The organism is Micrococcaceae bacterium Sec5.8, from assembly GCA_039636775.1.
Taxonomy (GTDB): Bacteria; Actinomycetota; Actinomycetes; order Actinomycetales; family Micrococcaceae; genus Arthrobacter.
The window spans coordinates 143,734-161,830 of record CP143429.1; the positions used below are offsets into that span (position 1 = coordinate 143,734).

Here is an 18,097-nt window from a genome sequence, read left to right on the forward strand (position 1 = left end):
ATGGGGCTGGACGTCAACTGGGCCCTGCGGTGGCTGACGCTTTCGGCTGAGGCCATGGCGGAGCACCGGGAAGAGCTGATCGAACTGGACAGGCCCATCGGCGATTCGGACCACGGGGAAAACATGGACCGCGGCTTCAAGGCGGTGATGGCCAAGATTGCCGAGGCGCCCCCGGAAACGGCCGGCGCGGCGCTCAAGCTGACCGCCATGACCCTGATGTCCAAAGTCGGAGGAGCCGCCGGCCCGCTCTACGGAACGGCTTTCCTTCGAGCGGGCACCGCACTCGGCGAGGAGTCCGAGATTGACGCCGCCGCACTCGCCGCCGCCCTCCAGGCCGCCCGGGACGGGATTGTGGCCCGCGGTAAGGCCGAGCCGGGCGACAAGACCATGGTCGATGCCTGGACTCCGGCAGTCGACGCGGCTGCCGCCGCCGCCGGGGACAGCGATGTCCGCAAGGTGCTGGCGGCCGCCGCGGACGCGGCCGAAGCCGGCGCCGTGTCCACCGATCCCATGCTTGCGCGCAAGGGACGTGCCAGCTACCTCGGGGAGCGCAGTATCGGCCACCGGGATCCGGGCGCCGTGTCCACCGCGCTGATCCTGCGCGCCGCCGCCGGGGCGGCGGAATGACGGTCAAGCTCGTCGTCGTCTCGCACAGCGAAAAGATCGCCGACGGCGCCGTCGAGCTGGCCGCCCAGATGGCACCCGACGTGCTAATCCTCCCGGCCGGCGGCACCGACGACGGCAGGATCGGCACCAGCCTCGAACGTGTCATGGCGGCGCTGGAACAGGCCGGCGACGCCGACCGTGACGGCGTCGTTGTCCTGACCGACCTCGGCTCGGCCGTGATGACGGCTGAGTCCGCGGTGGAATTCCTCGCAGATCCGTCCTCGGTATTGCTCGCCGATGCCCCGCTGGTGGAGGGGCTTGTCGCGGCCGCCGTGGCAGCCCAGGCCGGGGCGGATCTGGAAGGCGTGAAGGAAGCGGCCGAAGCCGTCTACCGGCCGCCAGCTCCGGCCCAGCACGCGCACGGACACCTGCCCCCGGAGGCCAGCGGGGACTTCGAACTGGTCAACCAGGCCGGCATGCACGCCCGCCCGGCTGCCAAAATTGCCGGCGGACTGGCCGGCATGGACACAGAGGTCACCATCAACGGCGCGGACGGCGCGTCGATGACCGAGCTGATGATGCTCGGGGCCGGAAAAGGCACCGTCCTGCACGTCGAAGCGGGCGGACCGGATGCCGCGAAAGCCGTGGACTATCTGCGCGGCCTCATCACAGCGGGCTTCGGCGAACCCTAGAACACCGTCGTCTTCCTTTTCCCGGCGCGTTCTTCCAGCGCTGTTTGCCGCCAGGATCGCCACTCCAGCCCTCTAGGGCTGGACTCCGCAGGTAGGCCATATCATGCACCCCCGCGGTCATGGCCTCGTCGCATCCGGCTTCGAAAACCTCGCAGAGACCTTCGGGGAGACTAACCGCGGGTCCCCGGGCGGACCGGCCCTCGCTGTGCACCCTCGCGGACCAGAATCCCTGCTGGGAGCCCGGCACGGTTTACGGATACCACGCACTGGCCCTCGGATGACTCACAGGTGAACTGGTTCGGCAGGCAACGGGACAAACCGTCTCTGAGTACCTCCGGGCAACGGTTGCCGGACCGCTTGGCGCTGACGTCTGGAGTGGGCTGCCGGACTCCGCCGCCGCCCGGCGATTCCGTCCTCGTCCCGCTCCTTCGGCCACGACGGCGCCGGAGGGCAAGTCGCGTTCGCGGACCCTGAGCACAAAGTGGGCTTCGCCTAGACAACGAATGTACTCAAAGGCCAGGGTGACCGGCGGGGTTCTGTCCTCGTGGAGGCACTTCAGGCGGCCCTGGAAGGATGATCTGAGGAAAATCACCCAGGTGATTGGAGGTGGGGATATAGCCTGGGGGACTAGGCAGGCAGCCGGAACCCGGCCGGATGCAGCTCCGCCAGGCCGTCGCTGAGCAGACCCGCCAGAGCACGCTCCAGCTGTTCCGGGGCTGAGTTGAGCCGGTGCAGGGCCGCAAGGGGAACTCCGATTCCCGCGGGTTCAAAGCCCAGGTCCGCGGCGGCCTGCTGGAACAGTTCGGGCGCCACCGGGGACTCGGCCACCCGGAGCACCGCCAGCACGGCCCCCCGGACCTGGCGGTCCGTTCCATGCCATGCCTGTCCCTTCGGCGTGTAGGTCGGCGGCGGCTCGCCGGCCGCCCGCCAGGCGCAGGAGCTTGAGACCGGGCACTGCCCGCATTTCGGTGACCGTGCGGTGCACACCATGGCGCCGAGTTCCATGACGGCGGCATTCCAGCGGACGGACCGGCCTGCGTCAGCGGGCAGCGCCTGGGCGGCGAGGCGCATCTCGGCGGCGGTCAGCGCCTGCGAGGGCAGGGCGGCGCCGGAAAACAAGCGGGCGTGAACGCGGCGGATGTTGGTATCCACCACCGTTTCGCGGCGGCCAAAGGCGAACGCGGCGACGGCTGCTGCCGTGTAGCTCCCTACTCCCGGTAACTCCAGCAGCTCCGGGTAGGTCCCGGGCACTTCGCCGCCGTGGCCGGCGACGATGGCGACGGCGGCCGCATGCAGCCGGAGGGCGCGGCGAGGATAGCCCAGCCTTCCCCAGGCGCGGACAGCTTCACCGGCCGGCTCCCGGGCCAGATCGGCCGGTCCCGGCCAGCGCCGAAGCCACTCCTCCCAGACGGGCAGCACCCGCACCACCGGCGTCTGCTGCAGCATGACCTCGCTGACCAGCACACCCCACGGGGTGCAATCCGGCGCCCGCCACGGCAGGTCCCGGGCGTTCTCCCCAAACCAGGTGCTGAGGGCCTCGTGAAGGACGGTCAGCGGAACGTCCGCGGGAATGCCCTGCGGGCGGTGGGTTGCGGGGGCTGCGGGGGAATCGGCTAGAGCTTTGATGAATTCAGCGTAATAGATGAGGGCCACACTCCGCCCGCGGCGTGGGAGGGCCACATACCCGGCGCGGTTCTCTAGCCTAGGAGGATGGGCAGGCAAGACACTCCAGGAACTCACGGATCCCGCCCGGGCGCATCCGGCAGCGGAGCAGGCCCGGGCCGACCCGCGGATCGCGGTCCGACACGGGACTCCGACCGCCGTTCGCCGCGCAAGGCCCCGCCCGCCCCCGCCCGGAAGCCCGCCGGAGCCTCCGCCCGGAAGCCGGCGAGGAAACCCGTCAGCCCAGTCCACCGCCGCAGGCGGCTGTTCGTCGGCGCGGCCCTCCTGTTGGTGATCGCGATCGCCCTCGGCGGATTTGCCGCCGTCGCAAGCGTCCTCAACGCAGGCCAGGCCCCCTCCGGCGGACAAACAACAGCGGCCGGGGAGGCAACGGTGCCGGCCGCTTCACCGGAAGCCACCCCATCTGCCTCGGCCACCGCAACGGGCGACGGCTGCGAGCAGAGCCTTGTGACCGTCACGGCCTCCACCGACAAACCGGCCTACGCGGCCGGCGAGAATCCGCTGCTGACGCTCAAGGTAACGAACGGCAACAGGGTGCCGTGCGAGATCAACATGGGGACCTCCCAGATGGAGTTCATGATCAGCAGCGGCGCCGACCGGATCTTCTCGTCCACCGACTGTCAGGCAGACTCCACGGAGCTCGTGAAGACCATCGCGCCGGGGCAAAGTGAAACCGCCACCTTCCCCTGGCAACGCAACCGCACAGTCCAGGGATGCGCGCCGGTCGAGGCCAAGCCGGGATCAGGCGGCGCCTCTTACGTTTTCACCGCCCGGCTGGCGAATAAAGCCAGTCCCAAAGCCGTGTTCCGACTCAACTGATCCCACCGGCCGCCGACGGGAAGCCGGGCAGCTGGAGTCGTGCCAGGGCTAAAGGAAGCGGTCCAGCAGGCTTGCCTCGGCCATCCGGCTCAGGCCCTCACGGACCGTCCGGGCGCGCTGGTCGCCGATGCCATCTACCGTCATCAGGTCATCGATGGTGGCAGCCATCAGGAACTGCAGGCCGCCGAAGTGGTCCACCAGGCGGTCGGCGACGGCCTTCGGGACTGCTTTCAGCCCGGAAAGCAGCCGGTAACCGCGCGGCTGCACGACGGCGTCGAGGTTTGCCTCGCCGCTGGCAAAACCGACAATCCCGGCGATCTTGCCCAGGTCGATCAGCTCGGTGGGGCCCAGGCTCACCAACGACTTCACAGCCTGCTCGATGTCCTCCGCCGAGGTGTCCGGGCCAGAATAGTCACGGATGATCACATCGCTCCCGGGGCCGCGGCCCACGGTCAGCTCGTCCAGCTGGAGTGAGAGCAGCCGGCCGTCCTCGCCGAGCTCCAGCACGTACTGGGAAATCTCCTCAGAAATCCGGCGCACCATCTCCTGGCGCTGCAGCGTCACGGCCACATCGCGGACCGTCACCATGGCCTCGATTTCCAGGGCAGAGAGGGAACTGGTGACCTGGTCCAGGCGCGAACGGTAGCGCTCCAAGGTAGCCAGGGCCTGGTTCGCGCGCGCAAGGACCTTCTCGGATCCTTCCAGGACGTGCCGCAGTCCGTTCACGTACAGCGCGATGATCTGCATGGACTGGCTGACCGAAATGACCGGAACGCCGGTCTGGATGGCAACACGCTCGGCAGTCCGGTGCCGGGTGCCGGACTCCTGGGTCTCGATGCTGGAGTCCGGCACCAATTGGACGGCCGCGCGCAGGATGTTGCTGGCATCCTTGTCGCAGATGATCGCCCCGTCCATTTTGGCCAGTTCCCGCAGCCGGGTGGGGGAAAAGTCGATGCCGATTTCGAACCCGCCGGAACAGATGGATTCGATAGTCCGGTCGATGCCCAGCACAATCAGGGCACCGGTCCTTCCGCGGAGGATACGTTCCAGTCCGTCGCGGAGGGGGGTGCCCGGTGCCACCCGGCCCAGCGTCGCCTTGAGTGAATCTTCAGGGCTCCGGGCCATAGGGTTTCCCTTCAAAGGTGCAGGCCTGTAGCCCGCAAGTGCGCCGGCATCCAGTGTTTGCCGGCAGGATCAAAGTACTCGGTTTCCCGTTCTCACCATGATAGAGGCAATGCGGGTCAACTTCCGCACGGACAAGCCTCAAAGTGGCCCATCGGAGGCTGACCAACCCCGGTCCCGGAATGGCAGTGGCGGTACACAGGCCGGGCCCCACTTCTGCTTCGCTTCGCGCAGGGTCGGCGGGCTGCGATAAACTGGAGGCCTTGGGTGTACCGCGGGCTCTCCGCGCCGATCCCTCCCAACGCCGCAGCGAAAGTAGCACCGTGTCTGAAGAAGTCCTTAGCCCCGCCCGAGTCCAGGAGATTCACAAGCAGGCGGCCCGGCGTCGGACATTTGCGGTCATTTCACACCCTGACGCCGGCAAATCCACCCTGACCGAGGCACTGGCGCTGCACGCCAAGGTGATCGGAACCGCCGGGGCCTCCAGCGGCAAGGCAAACCGCAAGGACACCGTCTCGGACTGGATGCAGATGGAAAAGGACCGCGGCATCTCGATCAGCTCCGCGGCACTGCAGTTCGCCTACCGCGACACCGTCATTAACCTGCTGGACACCCCGGGCCACGCCGACTTTTCCGAAGACACCTACCGCGTACTGGCTGCCGTCGACTGCGCCGTGATGCTCGTGGACGCTGCCAAGGGTTTGGAAACCCAGACCATGAAGCTCTTCGAGGTCTGCAAACAGCGCAATCTGCCCATCATCACCGTGATCAACAAATGGGACCGGCCCGGTCTGGACGCGCTGGCCCTCATGGACGAGATCACCGAGCGCACCGGCCTGCAGCCGATGCCGCTGACCTGGGCCGTGGGGATCTCCGGTGACTTCCGCGGTGTCTGGGACCTGCGCAATGACCGGTTTGCCCAGTTCAAGCGCAACAACGCCGGCGCCAACATCGCCCTCACCGAGTACTTCACCCCGGGCGAAGCCGCGGCCAGCCAGGGGGACGACTGGATCAACGCCGTCGACGAGGCCGGGCTGGTCATCGAATCCAACCTCGGCTTCGACGTCGATGCCTTCCACGCCGGAAAGGCCACCCCCATCCTCTTCAGCTCGGCGGCGCTGAACTTCGGCGTCAAAGAGATCCTCGACGCCCTCGTGGACTTCGCTCCGCCCGCCGCGCCGCGTCCCGACGTCGACGGCGCCGCACGGCCCGTTGACGCGCCCTTCGCCGGGTTCGTCTTCAAGGTCCAGGCCGGCATGAACAAAGCCCACCGCGACCACGTCGCGTTCATTCGCGTCTGCTCCGGCATGTTCGAACGCGGCATGGTGGTCACCCAGGGCCGGACCGGCAAATCCTTCGCCACCAAATACGCCCAGCAGGTCTTTGGCCGGGAACGCGAGGTCATTGACGAAGCCTTCCCCGGGGACGTCGTCGGCCTCGTCAACGCCTCCTCCCTCCGGGTGGGCGACAGTCTCTTCATCGACCAGCCGGTCGAGTTCCCTGCCATTCCGCTGTTCGCCCCGGAACACTTCCAGGTGGCGCGGTCCAAGGACCCCAGCCGGTTCAAGCAGTTCCGCCGCGGCATCGAGCAGCTGGAACATGAGGGCGTCATCCAGGTGCTCCGCTCGGACGTCCGCGGTGACCAGGCTCCGGTGCTGGCCGCCGTCGGCCCCATGCAGTTCGAGGTAGTGGAGGACCGGATGGCGCACGATTTCAGCGCCCCGATGCGGCTGGAGCGCCTGCCGTATTCGATCGCACGAATCACAACTGCGGAGACCATGCCGGTGCTGGCCAACGTGCCGGGCGCGGAGGTGCTCCTGCGCTCCGACGGCGAATACCTGGCACTTTTCAATGACGTGTGGGCGTTGCGCCGGATCGAAAAGAACCACCCGGACCTCACTCTGGTGCCGATCGGAACGCACAACCCGGCCAAATAGGGGCCAACTCCGCCCTCGTCCGGCCAGGAAAGTCGTTCGTCCCAGGTCTTCCGGAACACCGATTCCGCGTTATCATAAGTAACCTTGCTATTCTGCGGGCGACCCACACCTTCGGCTTTTTGGACTGATCCGCGCGACTCCGTCGGCGGGCCCCGCATCTAAGGGACAACGAACCCGCTTTGACTGACTACAACAAGAAAACCGGCATGGAACCAGGATTCCTGCTCAGCGGCCGCTACCGGATCCAAGCCCTCATTGGCAGGGGAAGCCAGTCCACCGTCTACCGCGCGTACGACGAACTCCTGCAACGCGAGATTGCAGTCAAGCTCTTCCGGGACGACCCGGACGACCTGGAACACACCCGCCGGCAAGGGCAGGAGGTCCGCATCCTCGCCGGGATGAGCCACCACGCGCTCGTGACACTGTTCGACGCCGGCGCTGACCTCAGCGATCCGGGGGCACGCCTCACCTACCTCGTCATGGAACTGGTCCGCGGCCCGGACCTGCGTCACCGCGCCGCCCAGGGGCCGCTTTCCGCAGCACACATGGCCGTTATCGGTTATGACCTCGCGGACGGGCTGTCCTACATCCACCATCACGGCATCGTCCACCGCGACGTCAAGCCTGCCAACATCCTGCTGGTGGACTACAGCAATGCCGACCGGCGCCCCAGGGCCAAGCTGACCGACTTCGGCGTCGCCATCATCACGGGCAGGGACCCGGTGGAGGACGACGGCGGAACCTCCGGCACGCCGGCGTACTTGAGTCCGGAGCAGGCCGCTGGCGATCCCGCCGGGCCGCTGAGCGATGTGTACTCCCTTGGCCTGGTGCTGCTCGAGGGGCTGACCGGCAAAATGGCCTATCCCGGCGCACCCATCCAGTCCGCCGTCGCGCGCCTGCTCCACGATCCGGACATCCCCGAAGAACTGGCCCCGATGTGGACGTCGCTGCTTTCCTCCATGCTTGCCCGCAATCCGGCAGACCGCCCGCCCGCCCGGGAAGTGTCCCTCGCGCTGCGCCAGGAAGTTATTAAAGGCGCCGCACGCCACCGGCTGGAGAAAGCCTCCGGAACGGGCGAGGAGGCACGGATGCGCGCGGTGGAACGCTACCGGATCCTCGACACTCCGGCAGACGGCGCCTTCGACCGGATCGCGGCACTCGCGTCCAGAGTGTTCTCGGTGCCGGTGGCGATCGTCAGCGTCGTGGACCACGACCGGATCTGGTTCAAGGCCCACCACGGCACCGAGGTAACGCAGATCGGCCGCGACCCGGGGCTGTGCGCCTCAGCCATCCTGCAGGATAAGGCCTGGATCGTGAAGGATGCCACCACCGATCCCCGGACCCTCGCCAACCCGCTGGTCGCGGGGGAGTTCGGGCTGCAGTTCTATGCGGGTGTTCCGTTGCGCACCCCGGACGGCTTCAACCTGGGCACCTTCTGCATCCTGGACCGCGAACCCCGGGAGTTCAGCGCCGCCGATACCCGGACGCTGGAGGACCTGGCTGCAATCGTGATGAACGATTTGGAGATGCGGCTGCAGAGCCGGGAATCGGTCGCCAGCTGAGCGCGACCGGCGCCGCCCCCGCGCTGCCCCCTGACGCCGGTGCGGCCCGTTCGCCGGTGTTCCCTGCGGGCGGCCGCCCACTAGCGCCGAAGCGCGTGGAGCGCCAGTTCAAGCTCAAACCTGGCCTTCGGATCCTCCAGGGTGTCGCCAAACAGTTCGCGCAGCTGCGCCGCCCGGTAGCCCACGGTCTGCGGGTGGATGCCGAGTTCGGCCGCGACAGGGGCGCGCTGGCCCCAGTGCCGCAACCAGGACAACAGCGTCTCCTCTAGCCGTTCGCGTTGCGCGGGACGCAGCGCTTCCAAGGGCGCCAGACGGCGGTTGGCCAGCTCCGCGATCGCGGACGGTTCCGCCCCCAGAATCACCTCGGCCAGATGCTCGTCCGCCCAGATCGGCGGGTCATCCGGGCCGTCCCGGGGCGGCAGCACCGAGGCCGCGAGCACCGCCAGGCGCAGCGAATCGGGAACTTTCTCCCAGCTGCCGGCCGGCCCCACTGCGGCGCCGCGTCCGCGCAGGACCTTGTTCAGCTCCGCCCGGGCCTGCTTGGACTGCCGTGCCGGAACCAGGGCAACGGCGTCGGTCTCGCGTTCAATGACCAGCGTTCCCGCGCCCAGCCGGAGCCGCAGCCCGGCAGACCGGTCCAGCGGCAGGGTCACCACGACCATCCTCGGTGGCAGGGACCAATCCGCCATCGCGGCCCTTTGCCGCAGGGCCGCCTCGTCCGCCTGCCCCAGCAGGAGCAGGTCAAGCAAGCCGGTACGCCGCCTGTCCACCGCGCCGGCCCGTTCGGATTGTTCAAAGGCAAACGCCTCGGCGCTGACCGCGGACAGCTCATCGATGTACGCCAGGATGGATTCACCCAGGTCCACCACCACACTTTGACCCAGGTGGTGTTCCACGGAGACTCTGGACATCTCCCGGAACGTTACCCGGGCCCCCATCCGGTAGGCGCTCAGCAGTGCATCCATGCTCCTGCCCTGCCGGAATTCTCCGCTCCCCAGCCCCGCTACGAGCTGCCTGCTCTCCTCCGACAGGGCGGGCAGCCGGGTTCCCGGAAGCTGCAGGAAACGGTCGAGGGCGGCGGCCACACCGCGGCGCAGCCCCCGCCCGAAGCGCCCCTCGATCGGCCTGGCATAGGCCGGTACCAGTTGCGGCACGGCTTCTATGATGGCCTCGACGATGCCGGGCATCCTGGGCCGAAGTACGTCGCTGACCTCGCGGGGCAGGGCAAGCCACGGCGGATCGTGGGTAGGGGAGGCGACGGAGCCCGTCGGAGCAGCATTCATGAGGTGAGATCCAATAAGTTGTTGCGGCGGGTTAGTTAATCCACCTCGATCGTATGCCCTGGGTGAAGAACTATGACCCCCACTGACATAAGATTGGAAGATGATCCGGCTCCGTAAGCTGGCGCGCGCCGCATCTCTACTGACCACCCCACTAGCTCCAGAAGATATTCTGTCGCTGTTCAATCCTGTGTTTTCCGCCCGCCAACTGCGCGGCGTGGTTACCCGGGTGGTTCCAGAAACGGCCGATTCCGCCACCATTTTCTTCCGTCCCGGCCACGGCTGGCAAGCGCACCTTGCCGGCCAGTGGGCCCGAATCGGCGTCGAGCTCGACGGTGTCCGCCACTGGCGGTCATATTCGCTCAGCGCCCCCGCCGGCCAGGATCCGGCCATTACCGTCACCGACATGGGTGCCGTCTCCGGCACTCTTGTGCGCCACACCAAGCCCGGTGACGTCCTCTTCCTGGCACCGCCGCAGGGCGATTTCGTCCTTCCGGAGCATCCACGGCCGCTGCTGATGCTGACCGCCGGGAGCGGAATCACCCCGGTCATGTCGATGATCCGTACGCTCGTCCCGCACCGTCCGGATTCAGACGTCGTCCTCATCCACACGGCCCGAACTCCTGCGGACGCTATCTTCCGGGAGGAACTCGCGGAACTCGCCGACCAATTCCCCAACTTCCGGGTGATCCACTGGTTCACCGGGGAACGCGGACGGCTGGACTTTAGTTCCGTCACCGGCCTGGAGCGGCTTTGCCCGGACTGGCGCCAGCGGGCCGCCTACGCCTGCGGCCCGGAAGGCTTCCTGGACGACGCCGAGGCGCTGTGGGAAGTCGAGGCCACCACCGCGGGGGCAGGGCCGGAAACCACTCTCGCCATTGAACGGTTCAGCACCAAACTGGCCGGCGGTGCAGGGCGCGACGGCGGTCTGGTCACCTTCGAGGCGTCGGACCGTGAAGTCGACGCCGACGGTGACACCCCCCTGCTCGACGTCGGCGAGGACGCCGGCGTCTTGATGCCCAGCGGTTGCCGCATGGGCATCTGCCACAGCTGCCTTATCCCCCTCCGGGCCGGCCAGGTCCGTGACCTGCGCACGGATGAAATTCACGGCGAGCCCGGCCAACTAATCCAGACGTGTGTTTCGGCAGCAGCCGGACCCGTGAACCTCGACCTCTAAGGAGTACCACCGCATGACGATTGTTTCCGACAAGCCTGACGTTTCCGAGGAAGCTGACAAGGGCGGCGCGGCCACGGCCACTGCCGCCGCGAGGACGCGGCCCGGTGCCCTCGCCGAGTCCGGCAGCCCGCTGGTCCGACCGGACGCGGCGGCGCACCTCTCGGACGAGCAGGTAGCCGAGCTGGGCCGCGAACTCGACGCCATCAAGGACGATATCCTTGCCAAGCGCGGCGCCAGCGACGCGGCGTATATCCGCCGGGTGATCAAGGTCCAGCGCGGGCTTGAGATCACCGGCCGGGCCACCCTTCTGGTGAGCAAGCACAAAGCCGCGTGGGTCGCCGGAACGGCGATGCTTAGCTTCGCCAAGATCCTGGAAAACATGGAACTGGGTCACAACATCCTGCACGGCCAGTGGGACTGGATGCGCGACCCGGACATCCACTCCACCACCTGGGACTGGGACTTCGTCACCCCGACGCGCTCCTGGCAGCACACCCACAACGACCTGCACCACCGCTGGACCAACGTGGTGGGCAAGGATAACGACATCGGGTACAACCTGCTGCGGATGGATCCGTCGCAGGAGTGGAAGCCCTTCAACCTGGGCAACCCGTTGTACAACGCAATCCTGGCGCCGGTTTTCGAATGGGGAATCGCCCTCTACGACCTCGAATTGCCTGACTACCAAGAAGGCAAGAAGAGCAAGGAGGCCATGTCCAGGGACCTTAAAGCCCTGGGTCTCAAGGCTTTGAAGCAGTTCACCAAGGACTACGCCGCCACGCCGGCCGTCGCCATGCTGACCGGTTCCGGCAAGCAGGCGCTCTATGGCACCCTGTCCGCGAACGCGATCAGGAATGTCTGGGCGCACGCGATCATCTTCTGCGGGCACTTCCCCGACGGTACCGACACCTTCACGGAAGAGATGGTGGAAGGCGAGACCCGCGGCGACTGGTATGTCCGGCAGATGATCGGATCGGCCAACATTTCCGGGTCCAAGTTCATGCACCTGATGAGCGGCAACCTCTCGCACCAGATCGAGCACCACCTCTTCCCGGACCTGCCGTCCAACCGCTACGGCGAGGTGGCGCCGAAAGTGCAGGAAATCTGCGCGCGGTACGGGCTGCCTTACACGACGGGGCCGCTGCTGAAGCAGGTCGGCTCCACCTGGGCCAAGGTCTTCAAGCTGGCGCTGCCGCCGAAGAAGGCCTAGAGCCACCGCTCCCGCGAGCATAATAAGGGCGACTGCCGGCATGAACTGCTCCCCGGAAGTTGGACTGAAAAATTCAGTTCGACTCACGGGGAGCAGTTCCGCAGGGCAGGCGCCCTTTTCATGCCCGTAAGACCCTGGGCGGTTTCCAACCAATCACGGTGCAGACGCCGAAGATGATTCCTCCGGCCAGAAACGGTGCCGGTAAGCCAACGCCGGCTGCCCGCAGAGAGCTCACGCAGATTCCCCAGATGACCGCATGCAAAATGTCGGCGGCCAAGAGAACAGCTGCCACCCACGGCATGTGTGTGCACGGTGATCCGACCAGTGCGCCGCATCCAGGGCCAGACTTCCCGTGATGGTCCCTGCATATCCGGCACGGGATCGAAGTGGGGCGGTAATGAATGAACCCACCAGACCCCCGAGCGCCGAGACCGCGAGGACCCCCCATAGCCAGAGGAATCGAGCCCCAAGCCCTGCCGCGCGTAGAGCACGAGGATCGAAAAGGGCATCATGCAGGCCACGCTTGCCAATCCGCCGACAACGGCCGGACCGCTGAGAAGTCAGTGTCCACGGAGCCAGGCAGCCCCCCCACCGCCTCACCGCCTCCTGGACCTACGGTGCGTGCGCGGAGTCGGGGAAGTCATAGAAACGCTTCACGGGCGCTTGGATGACACCGCATTGAAGATCAGCAGGACGGCGAGTACCCGCGAAAATATTCTGCTGGGAAGCGGGAAATTCATGAGTCAGGACCCTTCCGATCGTCGTACTGGCCGGGACCCCCTGCTGGAATGGCTAAGGACGCGCAGTGTTTTATCTGTCTGCTCGGCGGACAGTAGCCTGATCATCGGTGGAAAGACCAGATGAAGGATCATAGGGCGGCGTCGAGGGTGACGAAGCTGTAGCCTGCCGCCCGGAGCTGGGAGATCACCTGGGGGAGGGCCGCGGCGTCGAGCGTTGAGCCGTCGTCGGGGTTCGAGCCGAGGTGCATCAGGACGATCTCCCCGGGCTGCGCGGAAGCCATGACGCGCTGGACGATGAAGCTCGGGCCGCGCGTTCCGTTCATGGTGCCTTGCCAGCCCAGGGTGTCAACGGTCCACCGGATCGCCGCGTAACCGGCGGCGTTGACGTCTGCGATCGTGCGGGAATCGCGGGCACCGAAGGGGAAGCGGAAGAACGGGAGCGGGTCGCCTCCGGCGGCCCTGATGGTCCTCTCCGCGCTGCTGATCTCGGTCGCGATCTGGGCGTCGGTCCGGGTCGTGAAGTCTGGGTGGGTCATGGAGTGATTGCCGATCCGATTCCCCGCGTTGTAGATCAACGCCGGGTTGGAGGGGAACTGGTTGACCCAGTCTCCGGTGAGGAAGAATGTGCCTGGGACGCCGTTGGCTGTGAGGGTGGCGAGGATCGATCGGAGGGCGGCGTCGTTGGCGCCGGCGTCGAACGTGAGCGCGACAACCTTCTGCGTGGTCGGAATGCGCTCGAGGTCCACGCCCAGGAGCGTCGAAGGGACGCTGGTGTAGATGACCTCGGTCCTGCCGCTGGCCGCGTGCCACAGGATCGAACCGTGCTGGAAGTCGCTGCGGCGCCCGCCCGTGATGCCGTACTCGCCGCTGGTCGGGTAGCCGAGCCGGCTGCGCTCCCAACCGAGGGCCACCCACTGGGCTCGGATGGCTCCGTACACCTCGTGGGCTCCCGTGGCGGGCGACCAGTAGATCGACGAGCCGGCGTTCATGCCGCTGAAGTGGTTGTACCGGCCGACCCCGTCGGCAGTGGCGGTTTCGTCCGTGAGCGGGAAGCCCAGAAAGCCGGCCGGTCCGCCGAGTGTGAGATAGCGTCCGCGGATCGCTCCGTGCACCTCGTGCGCTCCGGTGCCGGGGCTCCAGTAGATCGTGCCGGTGGCGAAGTCGTTGTACCGACCAGCGGCGCCCGGAGTGGCGGTTTCGTCTGTGAGCGGGAAGCCTAGAAAGCCGGCCGGTCCGCCGAGTGCGAGATAGCGTCCGCGGATCGCTCCGTGCACCTCGTGCGCTCCGGTGCCGGGGCTCCAGTAGATCGTGCCGGTGGCGAAGTCGTTGTACCGACCAGCGGCGCCCGGAGTGGCGGTTTCGTCTGTGAGCGGGAAGCCTAGAAAGCCGGCCGGTCCGCCGAGTGCGAGATAGCGTCCGCGGATCGCTCCGTGCACCTCGTGCGCTCCGGTGCCGGGGCTCCAGTAGATCGTGCCGGTGGCGAAGTCGTTGTACCGACCAGCGGCGCCCGGAGTGGCGGTTTCGTCTGTGAGCGGGAAGCCCAGAAAGCCGGCCGGTCCGCCGAGTGCGAGATAGCGTCCGCGGATCGCTCCGTGCACCTCGTGCGCTCCGGTGCCGGGGCTCCAGTAGATCGTGCCGGCGGTGTAGTCCTGGGCGCGACCCCCGGCGATGTCGTACGCGCTGCCGACTCGCGTGCCGAGGAACGATGCGCTGCCGCCGAGCTGCTCATAGTGCTGGATGATCGCGTCGTCGCCGGCCTGCTCGACCGCCATCGACGCCGGTACGCTCCACTCCGCAGCCACCGCTGATGCGGCGGCCGCGGGCGGCTCCAGAGCCGTGCCCCCGAGGCCGCCGCCGAGGGCGAGGGCCAAGGCCATTCCGAGGGCGGCGGGTCGAGACCGGCGCATTGTGACCCCTTGGTGCTGATTGAGACATGCGAGCTTTGGTCAAGACGCTACGCCCCAGGGGCGTGCCCGGGTAGGACCATAAGTCCCGAACCGCAATCCGACCACCAGCGCCACCGTCCGCGGCGCTTCTGCAGTCCGCCGCGTGTTGGGGTCCGCTCGAAGAGCAGCCGGCTGCCAAGGGTCCCCGGGGGAGAGACAGTCGGCCGCTGAGGAAGACTGGCAGGGCCCGAGAGGAACGGTCTCGAGGACCCGTGGAAGGGTCGGCCGACTCCGCCGGTGACGACCCCTGCGGCGCCCCGCGGCCGTCGATTTACTGCACACTCTGAACCGCATCGCCTCCTGGCGTTTGGTCCTGCTCCGCGTCCTCTGGCTCCCCGCCAGCCTGCCGATCTTCGCTGTATCTCGACAGGTCCAGAAATCTCCATTTAATTTGGTTTTTCGGAGCCGCGGGACGCCTTGGGTGCCGGATCTTCCGACTGCAGGAACTTGGACGTCCTCCGGTCCGCCAAGATTTGCCCTTCGTCTGGCAGGTGGGGCAGTACTGCAGCGCCGTGTCGGCGAATGAGACTTCCCGCACCGTCTCGGCAAAGTCGCCACCGGGGTGATCGGGGCCAAGACCAGGGAGGACACCGACCGGTGGGATGGAACCCGCTACGGGACCACCCCGCCAAAACCACCGCCCGGCCCGAGTTCTCCCTCATCGCACTGATCTGCGCAGGGTACGAAAAGACCATCCAAAAAGAATCATGGCGGTCCGCCGAAAAGGGGCACTTCCACTACCTCAACCAGCTCACCGCATGGGGATATGTTGACCGGACTAAGATGAAGCTCCTTTTGGGGGCGCGAAGATTAACGGAGCTATTACTCCGGACGTTGATAAGACCCACATAGAATGGCGTGTCGACGGACTTGGGAACAAGCACTATAAGCACTTGATGAAGATCTCCGGGGGCCTACCGGACTTGGTGCCGGCGGTGTGCTTGTCGATGATGATCTGCTCCACGGCGCTTGCCGTGTACCTTCTCCGGAACACTGGCGTCAACGTTGAAGCCTTCTGTAGGACGGGGTGATTGGGTCCTTTCCCCAAAGCGGTCCCTGCCTAAGTGCAATTTGCCGGCCGTGAATATAACTGCGGACCGGATGCGAAACCTGCCGGCCCATTTGGGTTAGTTTTTCCTGGGCGGCCTGGTGGTGGCGAAAGCGAGCCGATGCGCAATGCGAGGATTGACCGATGAAATCTGAAGCAGATGCGCACGTGGATGCCGTCTTGATCGGCGGCCGCGAAGAACGGGCCATCGTCATAGTGGATTACGACCTTTCGTGGCCCCAACGCTTCGAAGCGCTCGCCCGGACAATCCTCGACGCTGCTGGAGAGAGGGCGGTGTCCGTCGAGCACATTGGTTCTACAGCGGTTCCAGGTTTGGCTGCTAAACCCATCATCGACATCCTCCTGACCGTCATGGACGTTGAGGATGAGGCGGCATATATTCCGGCACTGGAAGAGGCCGGTTTTGTTCTGCGAGTCCGCGAGGCAGGGCACCGCATGCTGAGGACACCGGCGAAAGATGTTCACGTCCATGTATTTCGCCCTGGGGACGACGCCGTCCCGCCGTACAGAGAGCTGCGTGATTGGCTTCGGATTGATGAGACTGACCGTGCCTTGTATGCCAATACCAAGAAGATGTTGGCACGAAAGCAATGGTCCGATATGAATGACTACGCCGATGCGAAGACCGATGTCATCTCGCAAATCCTCGCCCACGCCAAGGTCTCGCGCGAGCACCGTTCCACGGGCAACAGCGTATGACTACAACAACCGTTGCCCCTGACCCGGGCCTGGTGCCGGAGCTTCTAGTCACGGATCTCGACAAGAGCCTGGATTTCTGGTGCCGGCTGTGCAGTTTCTCGGTTCTCTACCACCGGATCCATGAAGGATTTGCCTACATCGCCAGAGGCTCAGCGCACCTCATGCTGGAGCAGGCCGGGATGGGTCGTAACTGGATCACCGGACCTCTCGAACGGCCACTCGGGCGCGGGATCAACTTTCAGGTTTCGGTTCCGTCGATCGAACCTCTCGTGAAGGCGTTGGCTGCCGGAGGCTGGCCGCTCTTTTTGGCGCCGGAGATCAAATGGTACAGAACCGGCGAGTACGAAGCCGGCGTCACACAGTTTCTCGTGGCGGACCCCGATGGGTACTTGATTCGGTTCCAAGCATCCCTGGGGCGAAGACTTGTCTCTCGTGAGACGGCATGAGCCTTCGACGAGGAGACGCCGCAGGCGAGACCGTTTGGCACGTCGTTCCAAACGAGCAGAACTGGCGGGTATTCGGCCGGTCCGCTGACAGGTCTGGCCCGAGGGTGGCCCGGCGCTCACCGCTGTCCCCCGGACCGATCTCTTGCTCCCGGGAGGCCGTGTCGCCGCGGAAGAATCGGCGCATGATGAACAACGGGGAGACTCTCGTGCAGGAATTTTGGGCGCTGGCCGATGACACCGACCCCGCCGGAACCCTCAGGAGAATGGAAACGCTCGTCAATGAGCGGCCCGATGGAGATCCCGCGGCCCTGTATGAAAGGGGCCTCTGCTCACGACTTCCTGGTCAGCAAGACGGAAGCAATCCCCTTACACCGCCTCGCCCTCGACGCCGGTCTCAACGATCGACGGCGGCCCCAGGCATTCATTCAACTCGCCAGCTCACTGCGCAACGTGAGCCCGGAGCCGGACGTCAGGCCTTGACTGCCGCCCCAAGAACGTGGGCCAGCCGCGGGTTCCCAGGCAGGACCGAGAAGCCAAATCGTTCAAGCCCCTGGACTGTCAGCCCTGCGCCGGCAATTCCTGCGACGGTATCCCTGTTCGGGTGGCATCCGCCGGCCAGCCGGCTCCATAGCGGGGTGAGCAGGTCTTCGGCGGCGGCCAGTACCCTGCGCGTCGAACGGACGTGCTCGTAAAACAGCAACCGGCCGCCCGGGCGCAGGACCCGAACCACCTCGGCCAGGGCGACGGTCTGGTCCGCGACACTGCACAGGACCAGGCTGGAGACCACGACGTCGACGGAGGCATCCCCTGCGGGCAGCGCCTCCGCCACGCCGTCATCCACAGTGACCGGCACCGGCGCCCTGCGGGCGGCCGCCCGGGCCAGGTCACGGAGGGTGGGGTCCGGTTCGAGGGCCAGCACGCTCGACACACCAGCGGGGTAGAACGGGAACGTGGCGCCGTAGCCTGCCCCGATCTCGAGCACAGCACCGTAGGCCGCCTCCAAAAGGCGCCGCCGGTGGTCCGCGGCTCCGCGGGCATCCATCCGGGGCCCCGCGCGGGCGAAGGACCGCCCGAACGAAGGGTACTGGATGTTTTCTTCCGGCATGTGG

Annotated in this window: 15 protein-coding genes; 10 read left to right on the plus strand and 5 right to left on the minus strand. The window is 66.5% G+C overall.

Annotated features, from left to right (window positions below; genetic code table 11):
* Both dhaL and dhaM read left to right on the plus strand, forming a co-directional pair.
* A complete protein-coding gene (gene dhaL, locus VUN84_00700) occupies positions 1–627 on the plus strand; it encodes a dihydroxyacetone kinase subunit DhaL (GenBank protein ID XAS64247.1) in 627 nt (208 codons plus the stop codon).
* Complete coding sequence (gene dhaM / locus VUN84_00705; protein XAS64248.1) at positions 624–1,298, plus strand: dihydroxyacetone kinase phosphoryl donor subunit DhaM; 675 nt, start codon at positions 624–626, stop codon at positions 1,296–1,298. Before dhaL ends, dhaM begins: the two co-directional genes overlap by 4 nt.
* 627 nt (positions 1,299–1,925) lie before the next feature.
* Here dhaM and VUN84_00710 read toward each other — a convergent pair.
* The gene (locus VUN84_00710) at positions 1,926–2,852 is read right to left on the minus strand and encodes an A/G-specific adenine glycosylase (protein XAS65904.1); all 927 of its coding nucleotides are present in this window, start codon (positions 2,850–2,852) and stop codon (positions 1,926–1,928) included.
* 399 nt (positions 2,853–3,251) lie between these two features.
* Between VUN84_00710 and VUN84_00715 the strand changes: the two genes are divergently transcribed.
* Positions 3,252–3,800, plus strand: coding sequence for a hypothetical protein (locus VUN84_00715; protein XAS65905.1), 549 nt, complete (start codon positions 3,252–3,254; stop codon positions 3,798–3,800).
* A gap of 48 nt (positions 3,801–3,848) precedes the next feature.
* Here the strand turns inward: VUN84_00715 and disA are convergent, their stop codons facing one another.
* A complete protein-coding gene (gene disA / locus VUN84_00720) occupies positions 3,849–4,925 on the minus strand; it encodes a DNA integrity scanning diadenylate cyclase DisA (GenBank protein ID XAS64249.1) in 1,077 nt (358 codons plus the stop codon).
* Positions 4,926–5,245: 320 nt separating this feature from the next.
* On the opposite strand from disA, the gene VUN84_00725 reads away from it, so the two are divergent.
* Positions 5,246–6,859, plus strand: coding sequence for a peptide chain release factor 3 (locus VUN84_00725; protein XAS64250.1), 1,614 nt, complete (start codon positions 5,246–5,248; stop codon positions 6,857–6,859).
* A gap of 179 nt (positions 6,860–7,038) precedes the next feature.
* Positions 7,039–8,421 carry a GAF domain-containing serine/threonine-protein kinase gene (locus tag VUN84_00730; GenBank protein XAS64251.1) on the plus strand — a complete coding sequence of 461 codons (1,383 nt, stop codon included), beginning with the start codon at positions 7,039–7,041 and terminating at the stop codon, positions 8,419–8,421.
* A gap of 80 nt (positions 8,422–8,501) precedes the next feature.
* Here the strand turns inward: VUN84_00730 and VUN84_00735 are convergent, their stop codons facing one another.
* On the minus strand, positions 8,502–9,704 hold the full coding sequence (locus VUN84_00735) for a helix-turn-helix domain-containing protein (protein ID XAS64252.1): 1,203 nt from the start codon (positions 9,702–9,704) through the stop codon (positions 8,502–8,504).
* 100 nt (positions 9,705–9,804) lie between these two features.
* Here VUN84_00735 and VUN84_00740 point away from each other — a divergent pair, with 100 nt between their 5' ends.
* A complete protein-coding gene (locus VUN84_00740) occupies positions 9,805–10,878 on the plus strand; it encodes a ferredoxin reductase (protein ID XAS64253.1) in 1,074 nt (357 codons plus the stop codon).
* 13 nt (positions 10,879–10,891) lie between these two features.
* The gene (locus VUN84_00745) at positions 10,892–12,088 is read left to right on the plus strand and encodes an acyl-CoA desaturase (GenBank protein ID XAS64254.1); all 1,197 of its coding nucleotides are present in this window, start codon (positions 10,892–10,894) and stop codon (positions 12,086–12,088) included.
* Positions 12,089–12,956: 868 nt separating this feature from the next.
* Here the strand turns inward: VUN84_00745 and VUN84_00750 are convergent.
* Positions 12,957–14,735: a polysaccharide deacetylase family protein gene (locus VUN84_00750; protein ID XAS64255.1), complete on the minus strand. Its 1,779-nt coding sequence runs from the start codon at positions 14,733–14,735 to the stop codon at positions 12,957–12,959.
* 1,231 nt (positions 14,736–15,966) lie between these two features.
* On the opposite strand from VUN84_00750, the gene VUN84_00755 reads away from it, so the two are divergent.
* From VUN84_00755 to VUN84_00765, 3 genes are all read left to right on the plus strand, one after another.
* The gene (locus VUN84_00755; protein ID XAS64256.1) at positions 15,967–16,542 is read left to right on the plus strand and encodes a GrpB family protein; all 576 of its coding nucleotides are present in this window, start codon (positions 15,967–15,969) and stop codon (positions 16,540–16,542) included.
* Positions 16,539–16,988: a VOC family protein gene (locus VUN84_00760; GenBank protein ID XAS64257.1), complete on the plus strand. Its 450-nt coding sequence runs from the start codon at positions 16,539–16,541 to the stop codon at positions 16,986–16,988. The genes VUN84_00755 and VUN84_00760 overlap by 4 nt, the downstream gene beginning before the upstream one ends.
* Positions 16,989–17,300: 312 nt before the next feature.
* Positions 17,301–17,468: a tetratricopeptide repeat protein gene (locus VUN84_00765; protein ID XAS64258.1), complete on the plus strand. Its 168-nt coding sequence runs from the start codon at positions 17,301–17,303 to the stop codon at positions 17,466–17,468.
* On the opposite strand, the gene VUN84_00770 is transcribed toward VUN84_00765, so the two are convergent.
* The gene (locus VUN84_00770; GenBank protein XAS64259.1) at positions 17,458–18,093 is read right to left on the minus strand and encodes a methyltransferase domain-containing protein; all 636 of its coding nucleotides are present in this window, start codon (positions 18,091–18,093) and stop codon (positions 17,458–17,460) included. The two genes, VUN84_00765 and VUN84_00770, sit on opposite strands and share 11 nt — an antisense overlap.
* Between the last annotated feature and the right edge of the window lie 4 nt (positions 18,094–18,097).

Bases quoted from the DNA above. Each gene is read 5' to 3' on its own strand.
- dhaL (XAS64247.1), top strand. From the start codon at position 1: ATGGGGCTGGACGTCAACTGGGCCCTGCGGTGGCTGACGCTTTCGGCT.
- VUN84_00745 (XAS64254.1), top strand. From the start codon at position 10,892: ATGACGATTGTTTCCGACAAGCCTGACGTTTCCGAGGAAGCTGACAAG.
- disA (XAS64249.1), bottom strand. From the start codon at position 4,925: ATGGCCCGGAGCCCTGAAGATTCACTCAAGGCGACGCTGGGCCGGGTG.
- VUN84_00755 (XAS64256.1), top strand. From the start codon at position 15,967: ATGAAATCTGAAGCAGATGCGCACGTGGATGCCGTCTTGATCGGCGGC.
- dhaM (XAS64248.1), top strand. From the start codon at position 624: ATGACGGTCAAGCTCGTCGTCGTCTCGCACAGCGAAAAGATCGCCGAC.
- VUN84_00765 (XAS64258.1), top strand. From the start codon at position 17,301: ATGAAAGGGGCCTCTGCTCACGACTTCCTGGTCAGCAAGACGGAAGCA.
- VUN84_00750 (XAS64255.1), bottom strand. From the start codon at position 14,735: ATGCGCCGGTCTCGACCCGCCGCCCTCGGAATGGCCTTGGCCCTCGCC.
- VUN84_00740 (XAS64253.1), top strand. From the start codon at position 9,805: ATGATCCGGCTCCGTAAGCTGGCGCGCGCCGCATCTCTACTGACCACC.
- VUN84_00760 (XAS64257.1), top strand. From the start codon at position 16,539: ATGACTACAACAACCGTTGCCCCTGACCCGGGCCTGGTGCCGGAGCTT.
- VUN84_00770 (XAS64259.1), bottom strand. From the start codon at position 18,093: ATGCCGGAAGAAAACATCCAGTACCCTTCGTTCGGGCGGTCCTTCGCC.
- VUN84_00735 (XAS64252.1), bottom strand. From the start codon at position 9,704: ATGAATGCTGCTCCGACGGGCTCCGTCGCCTCCCCTACCCACGATCCG.